Origin of the sequence: Pseudochrobactrum algeriensis, from assembly GCF_018436245.1 — a bacterium.
GTDB classification, from domain to species: domain Bacteria; phylum Pseudomonadota; class Alphaproteobacteria; order Rhizobiales; family Rhizobiaceae; genus Pseudochrobactrum; species Pseudochrobactrum saccharolyticum.
This window is the reverse complement of record NZ_CP075361.1, coordinates 3,325,580-3,344,352: the sequence shown is the minus strand read 5'-3', so window position 1 is coordinate 3,344,352 and position 18,773 is coordinate 3,325,580. Positions and strand designations below refer to the sequence as shown.

The 18,773-nt window shown below is 53.9% G+C and carries 14 protein-coding genes; 9 read left to right on the top strand and 5 right to left on the bottom strand.

What is annotated here, in order from left to right:
• Positions 1-247: 247 nt before the first annotated feature.
• The 9 genes from KHQ09_RS17605 (at position 248) to KHQ09_RS17565 (ending at position 9,197) form a co-directional block, all read left to right on the top strand.
• On the top strand, positions 248-1,015 hold the full coding sequence (locus KHQ09_RS17605; RefSeq protein ID WP_213599646.1) for an alpha/beta hydrolase: 768 nt from the start codon (positions 248-250) through the stop codon (positions 1,013-1,015).
• Positions 1,016-1,048: 33 nt separating this feature from the next.
• Positions 1,049-2,194 (top strand): benzoate/H(+) symporter BenE family transporter, encoded by a 1,146-nt coding sequence (locus tag KHQ09_RS17600; protein ID WP_213599644.1) that lies wholly within the window; start codon positions 1,049-1,051, stop codon positions 2,192-2,194.
• Positions 2,195-2,374: 180 nt separating this feature from the next.
• Positions 2,375-2,806, top strand: a complete 432-nt coding sequence (locus tag KHQ09_RS17595) for a DUF2852 domain-containing protein (protein WP_022709384.1) — start codon at positions 2,375-2,377, stop codon at positions 2,804-2,806.
• A gap of 90 nt (positions 2,807-2,896) precedes the next feature.
• The gene (locus KHQ09_RS17590; RefSeq protein WP_213599642.1) at positions 2,897-3,694 is read left to right on the top strand and encodes a M48 family metallopeptidase; all 798 of its coding nucleotides are present in this window, start codon (positions 2,897-2,899) and stop codon (positions 3,692-3,694) included.
• Positions 3,695-3,761: 67 nt separating this feature from the next.
• Positions 3,762-4,424: a phosphoribosylanthranilate isomerase gene (locus KHQ09_RS17585; RefSeq protein WP_213599640.1), complete on the top strand. Its 663-nt coding sequence runs from the start codon at positions 3,762-3,764 to the stop codon at positions 4,422-4,424.
• 49 nt (positions 4,425-4,473) lie between these two features.
• On the top strand, positions 4,474-5,718 hold the full coding sequence (gene trpB / locus KHQ09_RS17580; RefSeq protein WP_213599638.1) for a tryptophan synthase subunit beta: 1,245 nt from the start codon (positions 4,474-4,476) through the stop codon (positions 5,716-5,718).
• 2 nt (positions 5,719-5,720) lie between these two features.
• Positions 5,721-6,560: a tryptophan synthase subunit alpha gene (trpA, locus tag KHQ09_RS17575; protein ID WP_116088654.1), complete on the top strand. Its 840-nt coding sequence runs from the start codon at positions 5,721-5,723 to the stop codon at positions 6,558-6,560.
• 130 nt (positions 6,561-6,690) lie between these two features.
• A complete protein-coding gene (accD, locus tag KHQ09_RS17570; RefSeq protein WP_075653939.1) occupies positions 6,691-7,596 on the top strand; it encodes an acetyl-CoA carboxylase, carboxyltransferase subunit beta in 906 nt (301 codons plus the stop codon).
• A gap of 263 nt (positions 7,597-7,859) precedes the next feature.
• Positions 7,860-9,197, top strand: a complete 1,338-nt coding sequence (locus KHQ09_RS17565; protein WP_213599636.1) for a bifunctional folylpolyglutamate synthase/dihydrofolate synthase — start codon at positions 7,860-7,862, stop codon at positions 9,195-9,197.
• A 69-nt stretch (positions 9,198-9,266) separates the two neighbouring features.
• Here KHQ09_RS17565 and trxA read toward each other — a convergent pair whose 3' ends face one another.
• The 5 genes from trxA to tsaE all read right to left on the bottom strand — a co-directional run bounded on the left by trxA (position 9,267) and on the right by tsaE (position 18,763).
• The gene (trxA, locus tag KHQ09_RS17560; protein ID WP_151158825.1) at positions 9,267-9,587 is read right to left on the bottom strand and encodes a thioredoxin; all 321 of its coding nucleotides are present in this window, start codon (positions 9,585-9,587) and stop codon (positions 9,267-9,269) included.
• A gap of 215 nt (positions 9,588-9,802) precedes the next feature.
• Positions 9,803-13,333 (bottom strand): double-strand break repair helicase AddA, encoded by a 3,531-nt coding sequence (gene addA, locus KHQ09_RS17555; protein WP_420801488.1) that lies wholly within the window; start codon positions 13,331-13,333, stop codon positions 9,803-9,805.
• Positions 13,330-16,458, bottom strand: a complete 3,129-nt coding sequence (addB, locus tag KHQ09_RS17550; RefSeq protein ID WP_213599616.1) for a double-strand break repair protein AddB — start codon at positions 16,456-16,458, stop codon at positions 13,330-13,332. The genes addA and addB overlap by 4 nt, the downstream gene beginning before the upstream one ends.
• Before the next feature lie 32 nt (positions 16,459-16,490).
• The gene (locus KHQ09_RS17545) at positions 16,491-17,231 is read right to left on the bottom strand and encodes a nucleotidyltransferase family protein (protein WP_213599614.1); all 741 of its coding nucleotides are present in this window, start codon (positions 17,229-17,231) and stop codon (positions 16,491-16,493) included.
• 5 nt (positions 17,232-17,236) lie between these two features.
• Positions 17,237-18,763, bottom strand: a complete 1,527-nt coding sequence (tsaE, locus tag KHQ09_RS17540) for a tRNA (adenosine(37)-N6)-threonylcarbamoyltransferase complex ATPase subunit type 1 TsaE (RefSeq protein WP_213599612.1) — start codon at positions 18,761-18,763, stop codon at positions 17,237-17,239.
• Positions 18,764-18,773: the final 10 nt, after the last annotated feature.

Here is an 18,773-nt window from a genome sequence, read left to right as displayed (position 1 = left end):
AGCATCTTTTGAAATGCAAATCACCCCCCTCGGGGCAATATCAATGCAGTAAAATCACCCGAAAACCGGCTTAAAAGCTGCTTCTCATCACAGTTTCATTACTATGATGACAAATCGGCATCTGTGTGGCTGCTTTTAAAATGAGCATTGCCTCGCAGAATTTCAAGTTTATAGCTTGTAGCAGCAATGTTTCGCCACCAAACAAAATTTATACGCCTAAACTTATAAGCATAGTCAGGAGCAACCCATGACCGATCAGGCCCCGCAGTTTCTTGATGTCAAAGGCACATCAATCGCCTTGCGTCACAGAAAAGGTGACAACGCCCCCGGTCTTGTCTGGCTTGGCGGTTATTGCTCAGACATGCTCGGCGGCAAAGCCCAGCATCTCGATCAATGGGCGGAAGCACATAATCATTCCATGCTGCGCTTTGACTATTCCGGCCATGGCGAATCCGGCGGTGAATTCAAAGACGGCACAATCTCGCTCTGGCTGGAACAAAGCCTTGCCACCTATCGCGCCTTCACAACCGGCCCGCAAATTCTGATCGGCTCCTCAATGGGGGGCTGGATTGCGCTGCGGATAGTGCAGGAACTTATCAAAGCCGGTGAGAAGCCTGCCGGTCTGATACTGCTTGCCCCCGCTCCGGATTTTACACAAGCCTTGGTAGAACCGGCGCTGACAGAAGATCAGAAGAACCAGCTCGCAACAAAAGGCTATATGGAAGAGCCGTCAGAATACTCACCGCAACCTTATATCTACACCAAAAATCTGATTGAGGACGGGCGTAGCAATCAGGTGCTCAACGGTATTATTGAAACCGGCTGCCCCGTGCATATTCTGCAAGGCATGGAAGACCCTGATGTACCTTATGCCCATGCCCTGCGCCTTGTCGAACATCTGCCGGTTGATAATGTGACACTGACGCTGATCCGCGACGGCGATCACCGCCTCTCCCGTCCACAGGATCTTGATTTGCTGACACGCACTGTAGAAGCCATGATCGCGCAAATATAACAATAAAAAGCCTACAATAATCGGGAGGGGATCATGCGGTTTTCAGTGGTAGCATCGGCTGCAGTTGCGGCTTTTGTCGGGTTTGGCGGCACTCTGGCGCTGATTATTGCGGCAGCGACTGCACTTGGCGCAACGCAGGCCGAAACAGCAAGCTGGGTCACTGCCATATCGCTGGCGCTCGCTGTCTCATCCGGCTATCTCAGCTGGCGCTACCGCATTCCGATTATCACCGCATGGTCAACACCGGGTCTGGCGCTGATCGGTGCCAGTATCGGCTTTACCATGCAGGAGGCTGTCGGCGCATTCATCGTCACCGCCGTCGCCATCATCATCACCGGTCTGATCAAACCAGTGGCAAAATTTGTTGAGCGAATTCCCGCATCCATCGCTTCCGGTATGCTGGCCGGTGTTTTATCGAGCTTTGTCATTAATGCTGCCAAAACACTGTCGCTTGACCCGTTGCTGGTACTGCCGCTTATCGGCCTGTTTCTGATTATCCGACTGTATAATCCGGCAATGGCTGTCATCAGTGTGCTGATCGGCGGTGTGATTTTCGCATTGCTGCTCGGCCGTGCGGACAATCTGCCGACACCGGAACTCTCCACTCTGACGATGATCATGCCGGAATTCTCCCTGTCTGCCATGATCGGACTGGCGCTGCCGCTTTATCTGGTGACCATGGCTTCCCAGAACCTGCCCGGTTTTGCTGTGTTGCGCGCTGCCGGTTATGAACCGCCAACAGCAGCCTGCCTGCAGGTAACCGGCCTTGTCTCGCTGATTTCTGCGCCTTTTGGTGCCCATACCAGCAATATGGCGGCGATTTCAGCAGCAATCTGCACCGGCCATGATGCCCATCCCGATCCGAAACAGCGCTGGCTGACTGGTCCGTTTTATGCCCTGTGCTATCTGATTTTTGCGATTTTCGGCGCATCACTGGTGGCGGTCTTCGCAGTGCTGCCACCGGCATTAATTATGCTGATTGCAGGTCTTGGCCTGATCGGCCCGTTCATCAATGCCTTGTCGCTCGCGTTAAAAAACGAGCACGAGCGCTTTGCCGCGATTATTACTTTTGCCGTCACCGCCTCGGGCATTACAATCTTAGGCATCGGCTCCGCATTCTGGGCACTGATTGCCGGTCTGATCGTTGCCGGATCGGAATATCTTTCAAAATTCCGCTGAGAATTTAAAGCATTGAAAAAGTTTAAAAATCAGTTCTGAAACACTGGTAAAACCGATCTGCCGACCCCGCAAAAACACCGATTTTGCGGGGTTTTTCTTGAATTCTGGCTCCGTACACACCACGTATTTTAGCGATTGATGATTACTTCGGATCATCAAGCTGATTTACGGAGCCATCTCATGAACACATCCGCATTGATCCGTCCAGCCTGGACACCGGCAACAATTGCACTGATGGTCTTAGGCTTTATCTTTTTCTGGCCGCTTGGTCTTGCCATGCTGGCTTATATCATCTGGGGCGACCGTCTGCCCGGCGTGAAACGCGACATCAATCAGGCGACTGATGAATTTGTCGGCAAATGCCGCCGCAAAGGTCAGGATTTCTCCCGCTTCACCGGCGGCATGCAATCGACCGGCAACAGCGCCTTTGATGACTGGCGTGATGAAGAATTGAAGCGCCTTGATGAAGAACGCCGCAAGCTTGATGAAGCCCGTTCGGAATTTGAAGCGCATATTCGTGAACTGCGCCGCGCCCGCGACCGTGAAGAATTCGAACGCTTCATGGCTGAGCGCCGTAAAAACACATCGAAAGATGATGTGATTGAGCTGTAACCAGCGCGCATATTTATACACTATCTCAGAGGCGCATCGGCAGATGCGCCTTTCTTATAGTTCTAAGAGCGAATCACTTATAGTCTCGGCATGATCCTGTCTTTATTCCGCAAACCTCCGCTAAAAAAAGCAGCGAAAAAACAGCCTGCACCGAAAGCACTGCGTGCCGAGCGGACTTATCCTGTTGCGGGACGCAGTCTGCCGCTGAGTATTTGGGAAAATCCGCGCGCCAAAAGACTGACCCTGCGCATTGAAACCGGCGGCAAAGCTATCCGTGTTACCGTTCCGCCGCGCCTGCCGGAGCGTGAGCTTGATCTATTTATCGCCCGTCATCACGGCTGGATTGAAGCTCAGATTTCCAAAGTACCCGTCGCTGTGCCTTTTATGGACGGCAGCACCATTCATATTCGCGGCATTGCGCACCGAATTGTGCATGAACCGGCCAAGCGCGGCACCACAAGGCAGGATCAAGATGAAAACGGTCAGGCCATACTGATTGTGCATGGCGATGCCCAGCATATGGGACGACGCATTGCCGACTATCTGAAGAAACTGGCCAAGCTTGATATTAACGGGTTGGTGCTGGTGCATACGGAACGCATCGGTAAACCGGCAACTTCCGTGCGCTTTAAAGACACAACCAGTCGCTGGGGCTCCTGCACTTCGAAGGGAGATCTGGCATTTTCATGGCGTATTATGATGGCACCGGCAGAGGTGATCAATTATCTGGTCGCTCATGAAGTTGCCCATCTGATCGAAATGAATCACGGGCCGGATTTCTGGGCGCTTTGCACCAGACTCTGCCCTGATACACCAACATCACGGGCATGGCTCAAACGGCATGGCAGTGCACTCCATGCGGTTTCCTTTGCTGCAGTGACGGATTAAGCTGTCCCTCCGGCTTTTTACGCGCTAAACTCTATTTTTATTCAATAAACAGTCTGAAATTAAGCAAATGTCCTCCTCCGCTATCGAAGTTAAAATCTGCGGCCTGAAAACGCCGGAAGCCGTGGAAACCGTTCTGAAAAACGGCGCCAGCCATATCGGCTTTATCTTTTTCCCGAAAAGCCCGCGTCATCTCGAGCCTGCACAAGCAGCCAGGCTTGCCGCTGCGGCTCGTGGAAAAGCGAAAATCGTCGCCGTGACTGTGAATGCGGATGATGCGCAACTGGACGAAATTGTCGCTGTGCTGCAGCCGGATATTCTGCAATTGCACGGTAATGAAACGCCGGAACGGGTGGCTGAGGTGAAGCAGCGCTACGGCCTGCCGGTGATGAAAGCCTTTTCCATCCGTGAAAACAGCGATTTTGATGTGGTTGCACCCTATCAGGGCATTGCAGACCGTTTTCTGTTTGACGCGAAGGCACCAAAGGGTTCAGAACTGCCGGGCGGCAATGGTGTCTCTTTTGACTGGAACCTTCTGAAAGCACGGCAGGATCTGGGCAATTACATGCTTTCAGGCGGTCTGAACGCAGAAAATATTAATGTGGCTCTTGCCAAAACAGGCAGCTTTGCTATCGACATTTCATCAGGTGTTGAAAGCGAGCCGGGCAAAAAAGACGTGCATCTGATTGATGCGTTTTTTGCAGCCGTGCGTGAAGCAAGCAATACGAAATAAGACTGCCTTATCAGGCATCCATTTGAATCAAAGATCGGAAGCATATCTCATGTCGAGCGAGCTCAATTCTTTCAAAACCGGGCCGAATGAAGACGGCATGTTTGGTATTTACGGCGGGCGTTTCGTTGCAGAAACTCTGATGCCGCTGATCCTCGATCTGCAGGCTGCCTATGATGCAGCCAAGGAAGATCCTGAATTCAAAGCCGAATTGCAGGCACTTTCCACCCATTATGCCGGTCGCCCTTCCAAGCTCTATTATGCTGAAGGTCTGACCCGCTATGTCCGTGAACAGGCTGAAGCCAAGGGCGGTAAAGGCGGCGCGAAGATTTATTTCAAACGCGAAGACCTGAACCATACCGGCAGTCACAAGATCAATAATTGCCTCGGCCAGATCCTGCTTGCCAAGCGCATGGGCAAAACCCGCATTATTGCGGAAACCGGTGCCGGTCAGCACGGTGTTGCTTCGGCAACCGTTGCAGCCCGCTTTGGCCTGCCATGCGTCGTCTATATGGGCGCAACGGACGTAGAGCGTCAGAAACCAAACGTGTTCCGCATGAAACTGCTCGGCGCGAAGGTCAATGCCGTGACCGCCGGTAACGGCACGCTGAAAGACGCGATGAACGAAGCCCTGCGTGACTGGGTTACCAATGTGGAAGACACCTATTACCTGATCGGTACAGCTGCCGGCCCGCATCCTTATCCGGAAATGGTACGCGATTTTCAGGCCGTGATCGGCACTGAAGCCCGTGAACAGATGCTGGAACGTGAAGGTCGTCTGCCGGATGCGATTATTGCGGCCGTTGGCGGCGGTTCCAATGCGATCGGCCTGTTCCATCCGTTCCTCGATGATACATCGGTTAAAATCTACGGTGTTGAAGCCGGTGGCCTTGGTCTGGATGGTGACAAGCATTGCGCTTCCATGACCGCAGGCAATCCGGGCGTGTTGCATGGCAACCGCACTTACTTGCTGCAGAATGAAGATGGCCAGATTCTTGAAGGCCACTCGGTTTCTGCCGGTCTCGATTATCCGGGTGTAGGCCCTGAACATTCATGGCTGAAAGATACCGGCCGCGTGAATTACGTGCCGATTATGGATGATGAAGCGCTCGAAGCTTTTCAGATCACCACCCGCACGGAAGGCATTATTCCGGCACTGGAATCCTCCCATGCGATTGCACAGGCTCTGAAGCTGGCACCGGAAATGGATCAGGATCAGATCATGATCGTCAATCTCTCCGGCCGCGGTGATAAAGACGTGCACACAGTCGGCGAAATTCTCGGAATGGAAATGTAATCATGACAAAACGTATGGATGAGAAATTCGCGGCACTTCGCGCTGAAGGCCGCCCTGCGCTGGTCACGTATTTCATGGGTGGTGATCCTGATTACGCAACGTCTGTTGAAATCATGAAAGCGCTGCCGAAAGCCGGTGCTGATGTGATTGAAATCGGCATGGCGTTTTCCGATCCGATGGCTGATGGCCCTGCCATTCAGGCGGCAGCCCTGCGCGCACTGCATGCAGGCCAGACTTTGCCGAAAGCCCTGCAGATGGTGCGTGACTTTCGCGTGAGCGATGACACAACACCGATTGTGCTGATGGGTTATTACAACCCGATCTATATTTACGGTGTTGAGCGCTTCATCAAAGATGCGCTGGAAGCTGGCATTGACGGCCTGATCGTTGTCGATCTGCCGCCGGAAATGGACGAAGAACTTTGCATTCCGGCGATTAAAGCCGGTATCAATTTCATTCGTCTGGCTACCCCGACAACAGATGAAAAGCGTCTGCCGAAAGTGCTCGAAAACACGTCCGGTTTTGTCTATTACGTGTCGATGAACGGTATTACCGGTTCGGCGCTTGCAGATACTGCACAGGTCAGTGCAGCCGTTGCACGGATCAAAAGCCACACAGACCTGCCGGTTTGCGTTGGTTTTGGTGTCCGTTCAGGCGAGCAGGCAAAAGCAATCGGTGCATCGGCTGACGGTGTGGTTGTCGGCTCCGCGATCGTGGCGGCTATTGCCGGTACACTGGATGCCAATGACAAGGTTCAGGGTGATCCTGTTGCTGCCGCAACGGCTGTTGTCAGCGAGCTTGCCTCCGGTGTTCGCAGCGCCCGCCTTGCTCCTGCCCAATAAGCAGCGTAAAACAGATAATTAAGCTTGCCGGAGTAATCCGGCATTCTTTGTGTTCTGAGTTTTGCGCTTTAAGCGCAATTTGGTATAAGAGCACAAAGACTTCAGGAATTAAGAACAACGGAAAGCCCATATGAACTGGATTACGAATTATGTCCGTCCGAAGCTCAACTCCATGCTGGGGCGTCGGGATATGCCGGAGAATCTCTGGATCAAGGACCCGTCAACCGGTGAAATGGTGTTTCACAAAGATCTGGAAAGCAATCAGTGGGTGATCCCTGCTTCCGGCCATCATATGCGCATTCCGGCCAAAGACCGTCTGCGTTTCTTCTTTGATGAAGGTAAATATGAGGTTCTGGAAAACCCTAAAGTTGCAACAGATCCGCTGAAATTCCGCGATGAAAAGAAATATGTTGATCGTCTGAAAGACTATCGTAACCGCACGCAGCAGGATGATTGCATCATCAATGCGCTGGGTACGATTGAAGACCTGCCGATTGTTGCCACCGTTCAGGACTTTGCTTTCATGGGCGGTTCCCTCGGTATGGCTGCCGGTGACGCTATCATCAAAGCAGCAGAAACAGCCATTGCGAAGAAACGTCCGCTGGTTCTGTTCACCGCTTCCGGCGGTGCGCGTATGCAGGAAGGTATTCTGTCACTGATGCAGATGCCACGCACCACTGTTGCCGTGGAAATGCTCAAAGAAGCAGGCTTGCCTTATATCGTGGTTCTGACCAACCCGACTTTTGGTGGCGTTACCGCTTCTTATGCTATGCTCGGCGATGTTCATATTGCCGAACCGGGCACAATGATCGGTTTTGCCGGTGCACGCGTGATTGAACAGACGATCCGTGAAAAGCTGCCGGAAGGCTTCCAAAGCGCGGAATATTTGCTGGATCACGGTATGATCGATATGGTGGTTTCCCGCCTCGAGATGAAAGAAACCGTTGCCCGCATCCTGAAAATCATGATGAAGCAGCCTGCAGCCGAAGCAAAACCCGCTATTGCTGAAGATGCTGCACGCGCAGCTTCTGCCTGACGGATTTATCCTGACCGGCAGAGTTTTTTGCCGGTAAGATGACTTTTCGCGCCGCTAAACCAGCGGCGCGTTTTCTTTTATAAGTACCCTGTTGCAAATCAGGTCGCAAACTGGTCAGTTCATCTGCGATTATCAGAGCGTATCCCAAAAAGTGTGAAGCGCCTTCGCAGGGAAATCAGTTCACTGGACTGATTTCTTTTCCTGCTTCGATTGGAATAAGATACGCGTAAAAACAAAAAAGATAGAGCATTCCCGGATCTGCCATGACACAAAATCTCACCGCCGCACATCGTATTGAACGCCTTCTGGAAAAACACCCGAAGGGTTTTGATCTGTCACTTGAGCGCATCAGCCGCCTGCTGGAAGCGCTGGGCAATCCGCAGGATAAGTTGCCGCCGATCATCCATATTGCCGGTACCAACGGCAAGGGTTCAGCCACTGCTTTCGCCCGCGCGCTTCTGGAGGCGGAAGGGCTGGCGGTGCATGTGCACACCTCCCCGCATCTGGTGAACTGGCATGAGCGCTATCGTCTGGGGCGTAAAGGCGGAACCGGTCAGCTGGTTGATGATGCAACGCTGTCGGATGCCGTTGCGCGGGTAACAGAGGCGAATGGTGAGCATATGATCACCGTATTCGAGCTTCTGACCGCCGTGACCTTTGTACTTTTCGCCGAGCATCCGGCAGATGCAGTTATTCTGGAGGTTGGTCTTGGCGGACGCTTTGACGCCACCAATGTCATCACCAAACCGGCCGTATCGCTGATTATGCCGGTCTCGCTCGATCACCAGTCCTATCTCGGCGATAAAGTCGAAATCATTGCCGCTGAAAAAGCCGGAATTATCAAACGCGGTTGTCCGGTGGTGATCGGCTTCCAGAGCAGCGATGATGCCCGTCAGGTGATGATTGATATTGCAGACCGTTTGCGCTGTCCGCTGAGCGTTTTCGGGCAGGATTTCCTCGCCTATCAGGAACATGGCCGCATGGTCTATCAGGATGAGAGCGGATTGATTGATTTGCCGCTACCTCGTCTCCCAGGCCGTCACCAAATTGCCAATGCAGCAGCAGCGATCAAAGCTGTGCGCGAAGCCGGTTTCGCGTTAAGTGATCAGGCAGTTGAAAAAGCCATGACATCCGTGACATGGCCAGCGCGTATGCAGCGCCTGACACAGGGTGATCTGATGCGTTTTGCTCCTGAAAAGGCTGAAGTCTGGCTTGATGGCGGGCATAATCCGGGTGCCGGTGTGGTCATTGCCGAAGCTCTGGCCGAACTTGAAGAACGCGATCCGCGTCCGCTCTATCTGATTACCGGCATGATCAATACCAAAGATCCGGTTGGTTATTTTGAGGCTTTCACCGGTATGGCCAGACAGGTCTATACGGTAGCGATCAGTTCCAGCGATTCCGGTATTGACCATGAAACGCTGGCCGATGCGGCACGCAGAGCCGGTCTGGAAGCTCTGCCGGTTGCAAGTGTGGCTGAAGGGCTTAAAGCCATCAAAGAACAAGTCAAAGATGAGGTGATTGCGCCGCGCATTCTGATCGGCGGCTCGCTTTATCTGGCGGGTGATGTGCTGGCAGCAAATAACACACCGCCGCAATAAGTGATGATCTTTATAAAAAAGCCCCGCATGAACGCTCATGCGGGGCTTTTTTGATAATGCTTTATCTGATTAAGCCGAAGCTTTAATCCAGTCGGCCAGACGGCTCTTTGGTGCAGCACCAACCATATTGGCAGCGATTTCACCATTTTTGAACATCAGCAATGTCGGGATGGAACGTACGCCATATTGCGCAGCCAGTTCCGGATTTTCATCGATATTCACCTTGGCGATCTTCACCTGTCCGGACATTTCTGCTGAAATTTCTTCCAGAGCCGGTGCAATCATTTTACAAGGCCCGCACCATTCCGCCCAAAAATCCACCACAACCGGCTCAGAAGCTTTCAGCACATCGGATTCGAAATTGCTATTGTCAATTTTAACGGTCGCCATAGGCTTTCCTCTTTCGCTGTTACAGGCCAAAACCTGCTATGAAATTCATTATTAGCTGATATGTGGTGTCATTGTGATGAAAGGTCAATATAGTTTTCACCTAGAGCGGATGACATCCAATTTGGATCACGGCGCCTCGCTCTAGATTCTTTAGTAGTCGCATTATCACAGCCGTCAAATTGATCCAATTTGACTGTGAAATGCTTTAAGCCTCTTCATACAGCCTTGCCCAGAGCAATCAGTGCCTGTTCCATCACATCCTCATCCAGCACAATCAGATGCGGCCCTTCAGTGAACAGCAATGCAGCCTCAACACGTTTATGCGGATAAAGCGGCTCAACCAGCGCACGATACAGTGCAAGCTGCGTGATATAGGCCTGCGGCACTTCCTGCTGCGTGCGGGCTGGCGGACGGTTGCTTTTATAATCCACAATCAGCACACGGTCGTCTTCAACACAAATCCGGTCGATCTGGCCGGAAACAACCTGTTCCTTGCCGCGCAATTGCAGCTTACCCATCAATGAGACTTCCGCTTTGGAAGCGGGTGAAAATACCGCAGCAAATTGCGGATCATTCAGAATAGTGCTGACCGCTGCCAATGCTTTCTCACGCTGCGTTTCATGCCAATCGCCGGCAGCAATATTCAGATAACGCTGTGCCGCCTGCTCGCGTTGTTCCGCAGGCAAATCCGGCAAACGTTGCAGCAATGTGTGAATTACCGTTCCGCGTTGCAAACCAAAGCTGCGGCCACTGCCCTCAGTCTGTGCGCCCTGCTCCAGAACGGGCGAACCGCTGCGTACAACCTGCTCCGCATCAGCCTCAATCAGTGCAGAAGCGCCGGATGGCGTCAGCGGACGCGGCAGCCCCTGCTCCGGCTCCAGCGGCCTGCGATAATGCTCAGGCAATGGCGGATAGGCGGTCTCAGCCGCATCCGCTTTATCCTGCATCTCCAGTTCTGCCAGTTCTGTCTTGCGATAACGCCGTGCGCTCACACCTTCCACCGGATGATCATAGGCCACGGCCTCATCACCCAGCCCGTCAGAGGCCAGTTTCAACCATGTGTTTTCGCTCTCGCGCTCACCGCGATAACCGCACAGGATCAGCCGGTCTTCCGCACGGGTCATGCCGACATAAAGCAGGCGGCGATATTCTTCCTCAGAGCGGGTTTTAAGCTCTTCCAGCAGCTCCGCAGTAAAACCGGTGCCGTAATCGCTTTTCGGCAGCCAGAGAAAGCCCTTGCCCTCATAACCGTCCGGCTCAGCCATATCAAAGCTCAGCAGCTTTGGTGCACGCCCTGCCGACCATGCGGCATTACCAGGATCAACCATGAAAACCACAGCCGCTTCCAGCCCCTTGGAGGCATGAACCGTCATGATACGCACTTCATCGCGGTTCTGATCCAGCTCGCGCTTGATCTCCGGTGAAGCTGCCTCCAGCGTTTCCAAAAAAGCCTGTAGCCCAGGCAGGCCACTGCGCTCGGTTGCCAAAGCGTAGTTCTGAAACTCGTCGATCACATCACCGGCTTCCGGCCCGAGCCGCGCCAGCAATTTACGCCGCCCGCCATCCTGTCCAAGAATACGGGCATAGAACTCAAAGACCGGCATTGTATCGGCCATATTGCGCCAGCGGCGCAGTTTTGTGTACAGCACCTGCCATGCGCCCGCATCCGGCGCATCGCTTTCACCCAGCTTTTCCATCGCGGCATAAAGCGTCTGCTTGGTGCCGCGCGGCTGCGCAAGACGATAAAGCTGCTCCTCGGTCAAACCAAAGAGCGGGCTTTTCAGCACACTTGCCAGTGACAAATCATCGGCCGGTTGCAGCACAAAACGCCCGACAGCCATCAGGTCTTTAATCCCGATATGGCTGGTGAGGCGCAAGCGGTCAGCACCGGCCACCGGCACACCGCGATTTTTCAAGGCACGGGAAAGTGCTGGCATGAACAGATCACGTTTGCGCACCAGCACCATAATATCGCGCGGCTCCATGCGCCGCCCCTTGCCATGGATAGGCTCGCCTGTATCCAGCCAATGGCGTATGGTGGTGGCAATCTGCTCGGCCAGCTTGACGGCCGGTGCAGGCAACTGGTCAATCGGCGTGCGCCAGTCCTCAACCTCTTCAACCTTTTCCGGCGTCAGAATATCCCAGACCTCAACCTCACCGGCATCATTGGAACGGATCGCAGCATGAACGGTCGGCTGCCGCTCGATGCCAAGTCCACGAAAAGCCTCTTCGCGCGAAAACACCGTATCCACTGCCGACAAAACATCCGGTGTCGAGCGGAAAGAGAAGTTGAGACTGACTTTTTCAAAGCTCAATTCCGCACGGGCTGCCATGCGGGAAACAGCTTTACCGGTCGCGGCAAAATCCTCAGGACGTGCGCCCTGAAACGAATAGATCGACTGTTTCTCATCGCCCACTGCGAAAAGGGTACGGCGCACATCACGCTGCCCCGAGCCGGAAAAGAACTCGGCGGAGAGCATATTGATAACCTGCCACTGTTCAGGGCTGGTATCCTGCGCCTCATCTACCAGAATATGATCAATACCGCGGTCGAGCTTATACTGCACCCACATGCCCGCGCCGTTGCGTGACAACAGCGAGACTGTGCGGTTGATCAGATCGTCAAAATCCAGCAATCCACGATTGCGCTTCATCTTCTCATAACGCGACAGCAGATCATCAATCAGCGTGAAGGCTGCAAGATTGAGCCGGATCAGCTTCAGCAATTTAAGCCGGTCGAGCCCTTCATGAATATCGGCAACAACACGATTAAAGTCGTCTTCGAAATCCGGTAGCTCCGCTTTGACCGCAGCAGTCGCCACCCATGAGCCGTTTTTCGGCTCGCCTGTGGATTTAAGAAATGCCTTGCGCAGAATATCCTGCATCTGTGCCGGTGTGGTCTGCGGTTTAATCATCCGCAATTGCAGCACAACATCCTGCGCACGGGCAGCAGGCTTGCGCAAATTCATCACCGCATCCAGCACATCATCGGAAAACTCAGCCACCGGCCAGAGATCGGAGAGAATATCGGCTTCAGTATCATCGGGGTCGAAGCCGAAATGACGATAGAAAACATCCTGACGGGTTTCCGCAACACCGGTCTGCCGGATAAATCCATGCAAAGCATGGCGTTTGGACACCGCTTCATCCAGCAGATTTTCCAGCCCCATTTCACCGGCGGTTTCCAGCACCGTGGCAAAAGCTTCAGCCAGACCCGCATGGGCAGAGGTGGAAGCCACTTCGAGCAATTGCCGCCGTGCTTCGCCCACCAGTGCCGTCTGCATCATATCGTCGAGCATTTCAAAATGACCGGCAATATTCGCTTCGAGCGGAAACTGGTGCAGGATGGATTCACAAAAAGCGTGAATGGTCTGAATTTTCAAACCGCCCGGTGTTTCCAAAGCACGGGCAAACAAACGTCGTGCAATTTCAAGACGGATTGCATCGGGCTCACGCTTTTCCAGATCTTTGAGTTTTTTGCTCAGTCCCTCATCATCCAGTACTGCCCATTCCGAGAGCCGCTGAAAAACACGGTTCTGCATCACTGCCGCTGCGGCTTTGGTATAGGTCAGACAAAGGATCTTTGACGGGTCTGTGCCCTCCAGCAGCAGCCGGATCACCCGTTCTGTCAGCACATGGGTTTTACCGGAACCGGCATTGGCCGATACCCAGACGGAATCGTAAGGGTTTGCAGCCTTGGCCTGTGCATCAATAGTTTCCTGCGGGATGATTTTAGGTTTCATTATGCGTCTCCGCCTTCGTCAGCACCACCGGCAGACCACTCCAGAACCCGCGCCAGATGGTCGTAATCACCTGTCAGATCACTTTCACGAAACGGCAAAGCACGGGAACGATAGCCCTGCTCCTCGCGATTATATTCCGTGAGCAATTCTCCGAGACGCGTCCACGATTCTTCACCCAGCTCCACAGCGGTTTTCACGCTGGCACCGCGATCCGTACTGAGAATGGATTCCGGCTTGAGCCTTCCGCCGCCCTGCAAACGCACATAGAGCAAATCTTGAGCATCGCTCTGGCCGATCTCTTTAAAGGCACCGCGGCGAAGCAAAGCCGCTTCCAGTGCCAGCTGTGGTGACAACAGCACATGGGCTTGGCGCACCGATGGTGTGGAACCGGTCTTATAGTCGATCACCACCGTTGTGCCGTCACGCATCACATCAATACGGTCAGCACGGCCGGACAGTGTCACGGCCAGCGGCTCGACAACTGCTTTTGCCGATGAAATTTCCGCATGGCGCTCATGCACATAAGGCGCGCGCTCACGCTCCCAGTGCAAGAACTCTGGTATCAGCGCGGTAAAGCGCGGCCACCACACGGCTTCAATCTCCGGCGGCAGATCGGCATCAGTGAAAGCACCGCGCCCGATTTCCAGTAATTCTTCTTCCGCCTGCGGTGACAGAGGGTCAATATCGCGGCGGGTAAATTCGCCGAGAATATCATGAAACAGCGTTCCGCGTTCAGCCGCAGCCGGATCGCGGATCAGCGGTTCCAATGCACGCAGACGCAAAATTTTCTTCGCATAGATCGCATAAGGATCGCGGCGCAGTGTTTCAATTTCTGTGACTGAGAAATGTTTCGGTCGCGCATCCACCGGAGGCTTCGGTTCAGGACGCGAGACAAACGGCACATCAGGGCTGACATCGAGCAAACGCGCCCAGTACAGATATTTACCGCCGCGCTCACGCATGGCGTCAGTCACAGCTTTACCCGTCACCGTTTCCAATCGCAGCAACCAGCGCGACGGCACAGTCGGTGCATTTTCAGAGCGCTGCGAGCGGGAGAAAATCACCTGCTCCATCCCCGTTGCCATGGCAAAATCATGCGCGGCAAGGCCGGTACGCACTTCCGGCGGATCAAGCGCGATCATGCCCTTCATCGGGCGCGACATAAACGGATCATTGCGGGTTTTCGCTGGCCAGATCCCCTCATTCAACCCGCCGACAATCACCGTATCAACCGTCTGAAGACGCGCTTCCAGCGCCCCCCAAATAAACACACGCGGATGGCCGCCCGGATGCGGCTTGACCGTTTCATTGGCCAGCAGTGCTTCAAACATATCCGGCCATTCTTCCGGCAGGAAATCCAGCCCTGTATCAGCGGCAATCAGCTGGCGCAGAAACGCACTGAACTGCTCGCCCTGTTGCCCCTGATAGAGCAGATGCACAGTATCATCGATATCCCGTGCCAGATTTTCCAGTGCCTCAACACTCGCCCGCATAATCTGCGGTACTTCAATCCGCGCCTGAATGCGGATAAGATCGGTCAGCGGTGCTACCGCAGCAGTCATTGCCGCACAGAAACTCTGCAACTGGATAAGCTCTGCCGCCGCAATATTATCCTGCCACGCCGGTTCATAAGGCTTGGCGGACGCTTCCATCATTTTCTGTTCAAGAAAGCCCGGCAGATCGGCAATATCCGCCCTGCCCGTACCGCCGCGTAACGCAACCAGTTCCAGCATTTCCGCGGCACGACGCAGATCACCGCGCTTTTGCCCCAGCCGCACCAGCGGATGCTTGGCCAATGCCAGCAGTGCCACCGGATCCCCCGGTTCAAACACACAGGTAATCAGCAGACGCAGCAGAATAACCGCTTCCGTATCACGCAGGAGTTTACCACCGGAATCATCCGCATCAATGCCGAAACGAGTAAGCTCCAGCACCACACGCCGCGCCAGATTACGGTCAACGGTCACCAAAGCTGCGGTTTTATCCGGTTCTTCAATCGCATCCCGCAAGGCCAGTGCCACTGCCAGTGCTTCTTCACGCTCATTAGCTGTTTCGATCAGTGCTACATTCTGCATCGCATCGCGCACAGCCTGTGCATCAAGCTTTAAATGCCCCCATAGGTCTGTGGTTTCTGCCGGACGCAATGCCTCACTGACAATGTGCTCGCGCATACGCTTAGCCGGATTCGTAATTTCCAGATGCTGCACATCCTCACGGCGGCATTGCATCTGATCCAGAAGCTTGCGCAACCCATATTGCGGATGGCCGTAGGTGGACGGATTATTCAGCCCGTCGGCGAGCAAGGTCCACGCTTTCTCATCCAGATCACGATCCAGCCCCGGAAATACCACGGCACCTTTTGGCAAGCGAGCGATGGTTGCCACCAGTTTTGCCGTCGCCGGAATAGAACCGGTGGAACCGGCCACAATCACAGGGCCTTGCGGCGGATTTTTCTGCATCCGCTGCGTTTCAAACTCAATCAGCCAGTTGCGATGCTGCGATGCATTGGAACGGTTGCGCTCGGCCAGAACATCCGGCCAGATTTTGGTGACAATTTCCAGAAATTGCAGTGTCACCCGCCACCAGTCGGCAAGCTCTTCCGGTGCAATCAGGCCAAGCTCGCTCCAGTCTGCCCCTTCTGTCTCCACCTGATCCATCAGTCGCACCAGATCACGCGCCAGCCAGATGGCATCAGCAGTGGTTGCCGGAATGGCAATATCCTCTGCACCGAACATGGCACGGATATGCGACGGCAGGCTTTCGCGCCATGGCCGAATAAGCTGCGCCAGCAGCAATAACCGCTCCGGTTCACTCATCGGCGGGGCAAGCTGCAAAAACTCTTCCGCAGCACTGTCAAACAGCGCTGCACTTTCCTCCACATCACCCAGCGGTCGGATAGACGGCAAAAGAGCGGCATTAGCCGGATTCCGGTCAACCAGCAAAGCGCGCAAGGCACGCGCCGCGCGGCGTGTCGGCACATAGATTACTGCATCTGCCAGAGCCAGCGGATTGCCTGCATCGGCACCAAAGCCTTCGATCAGCTCACCATTCAGCAAAGCATCGGCAAAACGCGGCAGAAATGGTGTTCCCGATGCAATCGAATAAAGACGCGGACGCCGCTCGCTCATAGACCCGTCTCCCTAAAACTGAATATTCTGCTTTACGCGAGTGTCAAAAGGGCAGCTTCTGCCTCGCCGATTGCTTCCGGCGTACCAACCGTCAGCCAATGCCCCTGCATGACCATACCGTAAAGCCGGCCTGCGGCAATGGCCGCATTAAAATAGCTGTTGAGGGAAGAAACACTGATCTCTTTACCGGCAAAGAGCTGCGGATTAACCAGTGCCGCACCGGCATAAATATAATCGGAACGCTGATCCACGGGCACACGGCGCAATGTACCGTCTTCATTGAGATGAAAATCGCCGCGCCCTTCATGGCCGGTAGAGTGATGCCGGTCTGCCAGCATCAGCAGAATATCCATTCTGCTTTCATCCCAGCTTTGAGCGAGATTTTTCAGGTTCGAGTTTTGAGAATCCACCCAAAATGTATCGGCATTGAGGATATAAAATGTCTTATCACCGAGCTCCGGCAAGGCTTTGACAATACCACCTGCAGAATCGAGCAACAATTCGCGTTCATCGGAAATGGTGATCGCAATGTCATCACGAGTTTTCAGATGTTCTTCCATCTGGTCAGCCAGATAATGTACATTGACCACGGCCTTTTTAACACCGGCTTCAACCAGCGCATCCAGCCCGCGATCAATCAATGTGCGGCCTGCCACTTCGATCAGCGGCTTTGGCGTGGTCAGGGTCAGCGGGCGCATCCGTGTGCCTAAGCCTCCTGCCAGTACCATTGCTGTATCGGGGGCAAATGCTTCTGAGTTTTTCTTATCCGGCATGGGTATTAATCCTGCAAAAGACCATTGTCCTGATACCATTTGCGCACCGGTGCAAGAGACGGATGCTGCAAGGCACGGGTTGCATAGGCCTGAATACGCGGCAGATGCTGCAAATAAGCCGGCTTACCATCGCGCTTGAACAGGCGCACAAAAATACCGAGAATTTTGGTGTTACGCTGCGCAGCCATAATCGCATAGGCGGAACGGAAAGCCTCTTCGTCAAAAGCCTTGGCCAGCTTGCGGCGCTCATCACAATAAGCCACACCAATTTGATCCTGAAGCTCATCCGCAATAGTCACACGGGCATCCATTGCCAGTGACGCCAGATCGTATGCCGACGGACCGATCATCGCATCCTGAAAATCAATAATGCCTAGGCGGGCAATGCCTTCTGCCTTATCCTGCCAGAGAATATTCGGCGAATGATAATCGCGCATCAGCAGGCTATATTCTGCGTTTTCAAGGCTTTTGAATACGCTGTCCCATGCCTGTTCAAAGCTTTGTGTCTGGTCAGCACTGGCAGGCTCGCCCTGTACATAGGGCAGATACCAGACCGGCAGCAATTCTGCTTCAATCAGCATCGCATCACGGTCAAACACATGCAAATGATGGGTACGGTCTTCACTGATCGCAATATCCTGCGGCCAGTCATGCTGATGCAGATGCGCCAGCATCCGCGCTGCCGCTACATAGCGCTCTGCGATTGGTTTGCCTTCACTATCCAGAACGCCTTCTGCGCCCAGATGCTCCATCAGCAGAAAACCACGATCGAGATTAAGCGCCAGAATTTCCGGTGCGCGGAAACCTTTTTCACGCAGCAACCGGTTCATCGCAACGAAAGCATCCATATTCTCCGCCAGATGAGCAATCTGGCGATACGGACGTCCGTCTTTGACCGGCGGATCATAAGGCATAGCCGGTGCATTCATCAGAATTTCGCTGCCGTTGTTGCTGGTAATCAGCTCATAGCCGCGCGGTGATGCATCGCCCAGCAGGTAACGGCGGGAAGCATGATGGCGGTCGGATTTTTCCAGAAAACTGCGGATGCCGAGTGAACGGGAGATACGGCGCGCAGCTTTAGCAGTGACTTCCATCGTGAGGCGACGGCCATCATCTTCATGATCAATACTGATCGCAATTGTCGGCACAGGTAAAGCGCCCTCACCCTGCTGCGGCCATTCCACCAGCACCGCACCGCTTTCCAGTGCTTCATCCAGCCCCAGCTCATCCAGTTCTTCCGGCGAGGACAGGCGGTAGAGATCTGTGTGAGCTATGGGCAAACGCAATTCAGGATAAGACTGTACCAGCGTAAAAGTCGGGCTTGGCACTTCGTAGAAATCGTCATTGGCTATGGTGCGAATAATTGCCCGTGCTAAAGTGGACTTGCCTGCGCCCAGATCGCCTTTCAGCGTAACAAGGTCGCCTTTAGCGAGTGCCAGTGCGATGTCTTCCGCAAAACGGATCATCGCGGCTTCATTTTCCAGCACCAGCTCTACCGTATAGAGAGTGCTGCTATCCTGTTCATCAGCCATATCAGCTTCC

Coding starts and splice junctions, on each gene's coding strand:
- tsaE (WP_213599612.1), bottom strand. CDS start 18,763: ATGGCTGATGAACAGGATAGCAGCACTCTCTATACGGTAGAGCTGGTG.
- KHQ09_RS17595 (WP_022709384.1), top strand. CDS start 2,375: ATGAACACATCCGCATTGATCCGTCCAGCCTGGACACCGGCAACAATT.
- KHQ09_RS17585 (WP_213599640.1), top strand. CDS start 3,762: ATGTCCTCCTCCGCTATCGAAGTTAAAATCTGCGGCCTGAAAACGCCG.
- KHQ09_RS17565 (WP_213599636.1), top strand. CDS start 7,860: ATGACACAAAATCTCACCGCCGCACATCGTATTGAACGCCTTCTGGAA.
- trpA (WP_116088654.1), top strand. CDS start 5,721: ATGACAAAACGTATGGATGAGAAATTCGCGGCACTTCGCGCTGAAGGC.
- KHQ09_RS17590 (WP_213599642.1), top strand. CDS start 2,897: ATGATCCTGTCTTTATTCCGCAAACCTCCGCTAAAAAAAGCAGCGAAA.
- KHQ09_RS17605 (WP_213599646.1), top strand. CDS start 248: ATGACCGATCAGGCCCCGCAGTTTCTTGATGTCAAAGGCACATCAATC.
- addB (WP_213599616.1), bottom strand. CDS start 16,458: ATGAGCGAGCGGCGTCCGCGTCTTTATTCGATTGCATCGGGAACACCA.
- accD (WP_075653939.1), top strand. CDS start 6,691: ATGAACTGGATTACGAATTATGTCCGTCCGAAGCTCAACTCCATGCTG.
- trpB (WP_213599638.1), top strand. CDS start 4,474: ATGTCGAGCGAGCTCAATTCTTTCAAAACCGGGCCGAATGAAGACGGC.
- KHQ09_RS17600 (WP_213599644.1), top strand. CDS start 1,049: ATGCGGTTTTCAGTGGTAGCATCGGCTGCAGTTGCGGCTTTTGTCGGG.
- KHQ09_RS17545 (WP_213599614.1), bottom strand. CDS start 17,231: ATGCCGGATAAGAAAAACTCAGAAGCATTTGCCCCCGATACAGCAATG.
- trxA (WP_151158825.1), bottom strand. CDS start 9,587: ATGGCGACCGTTAAAATTGACAATAGCAATTTCGAATCCGATGTGCTG.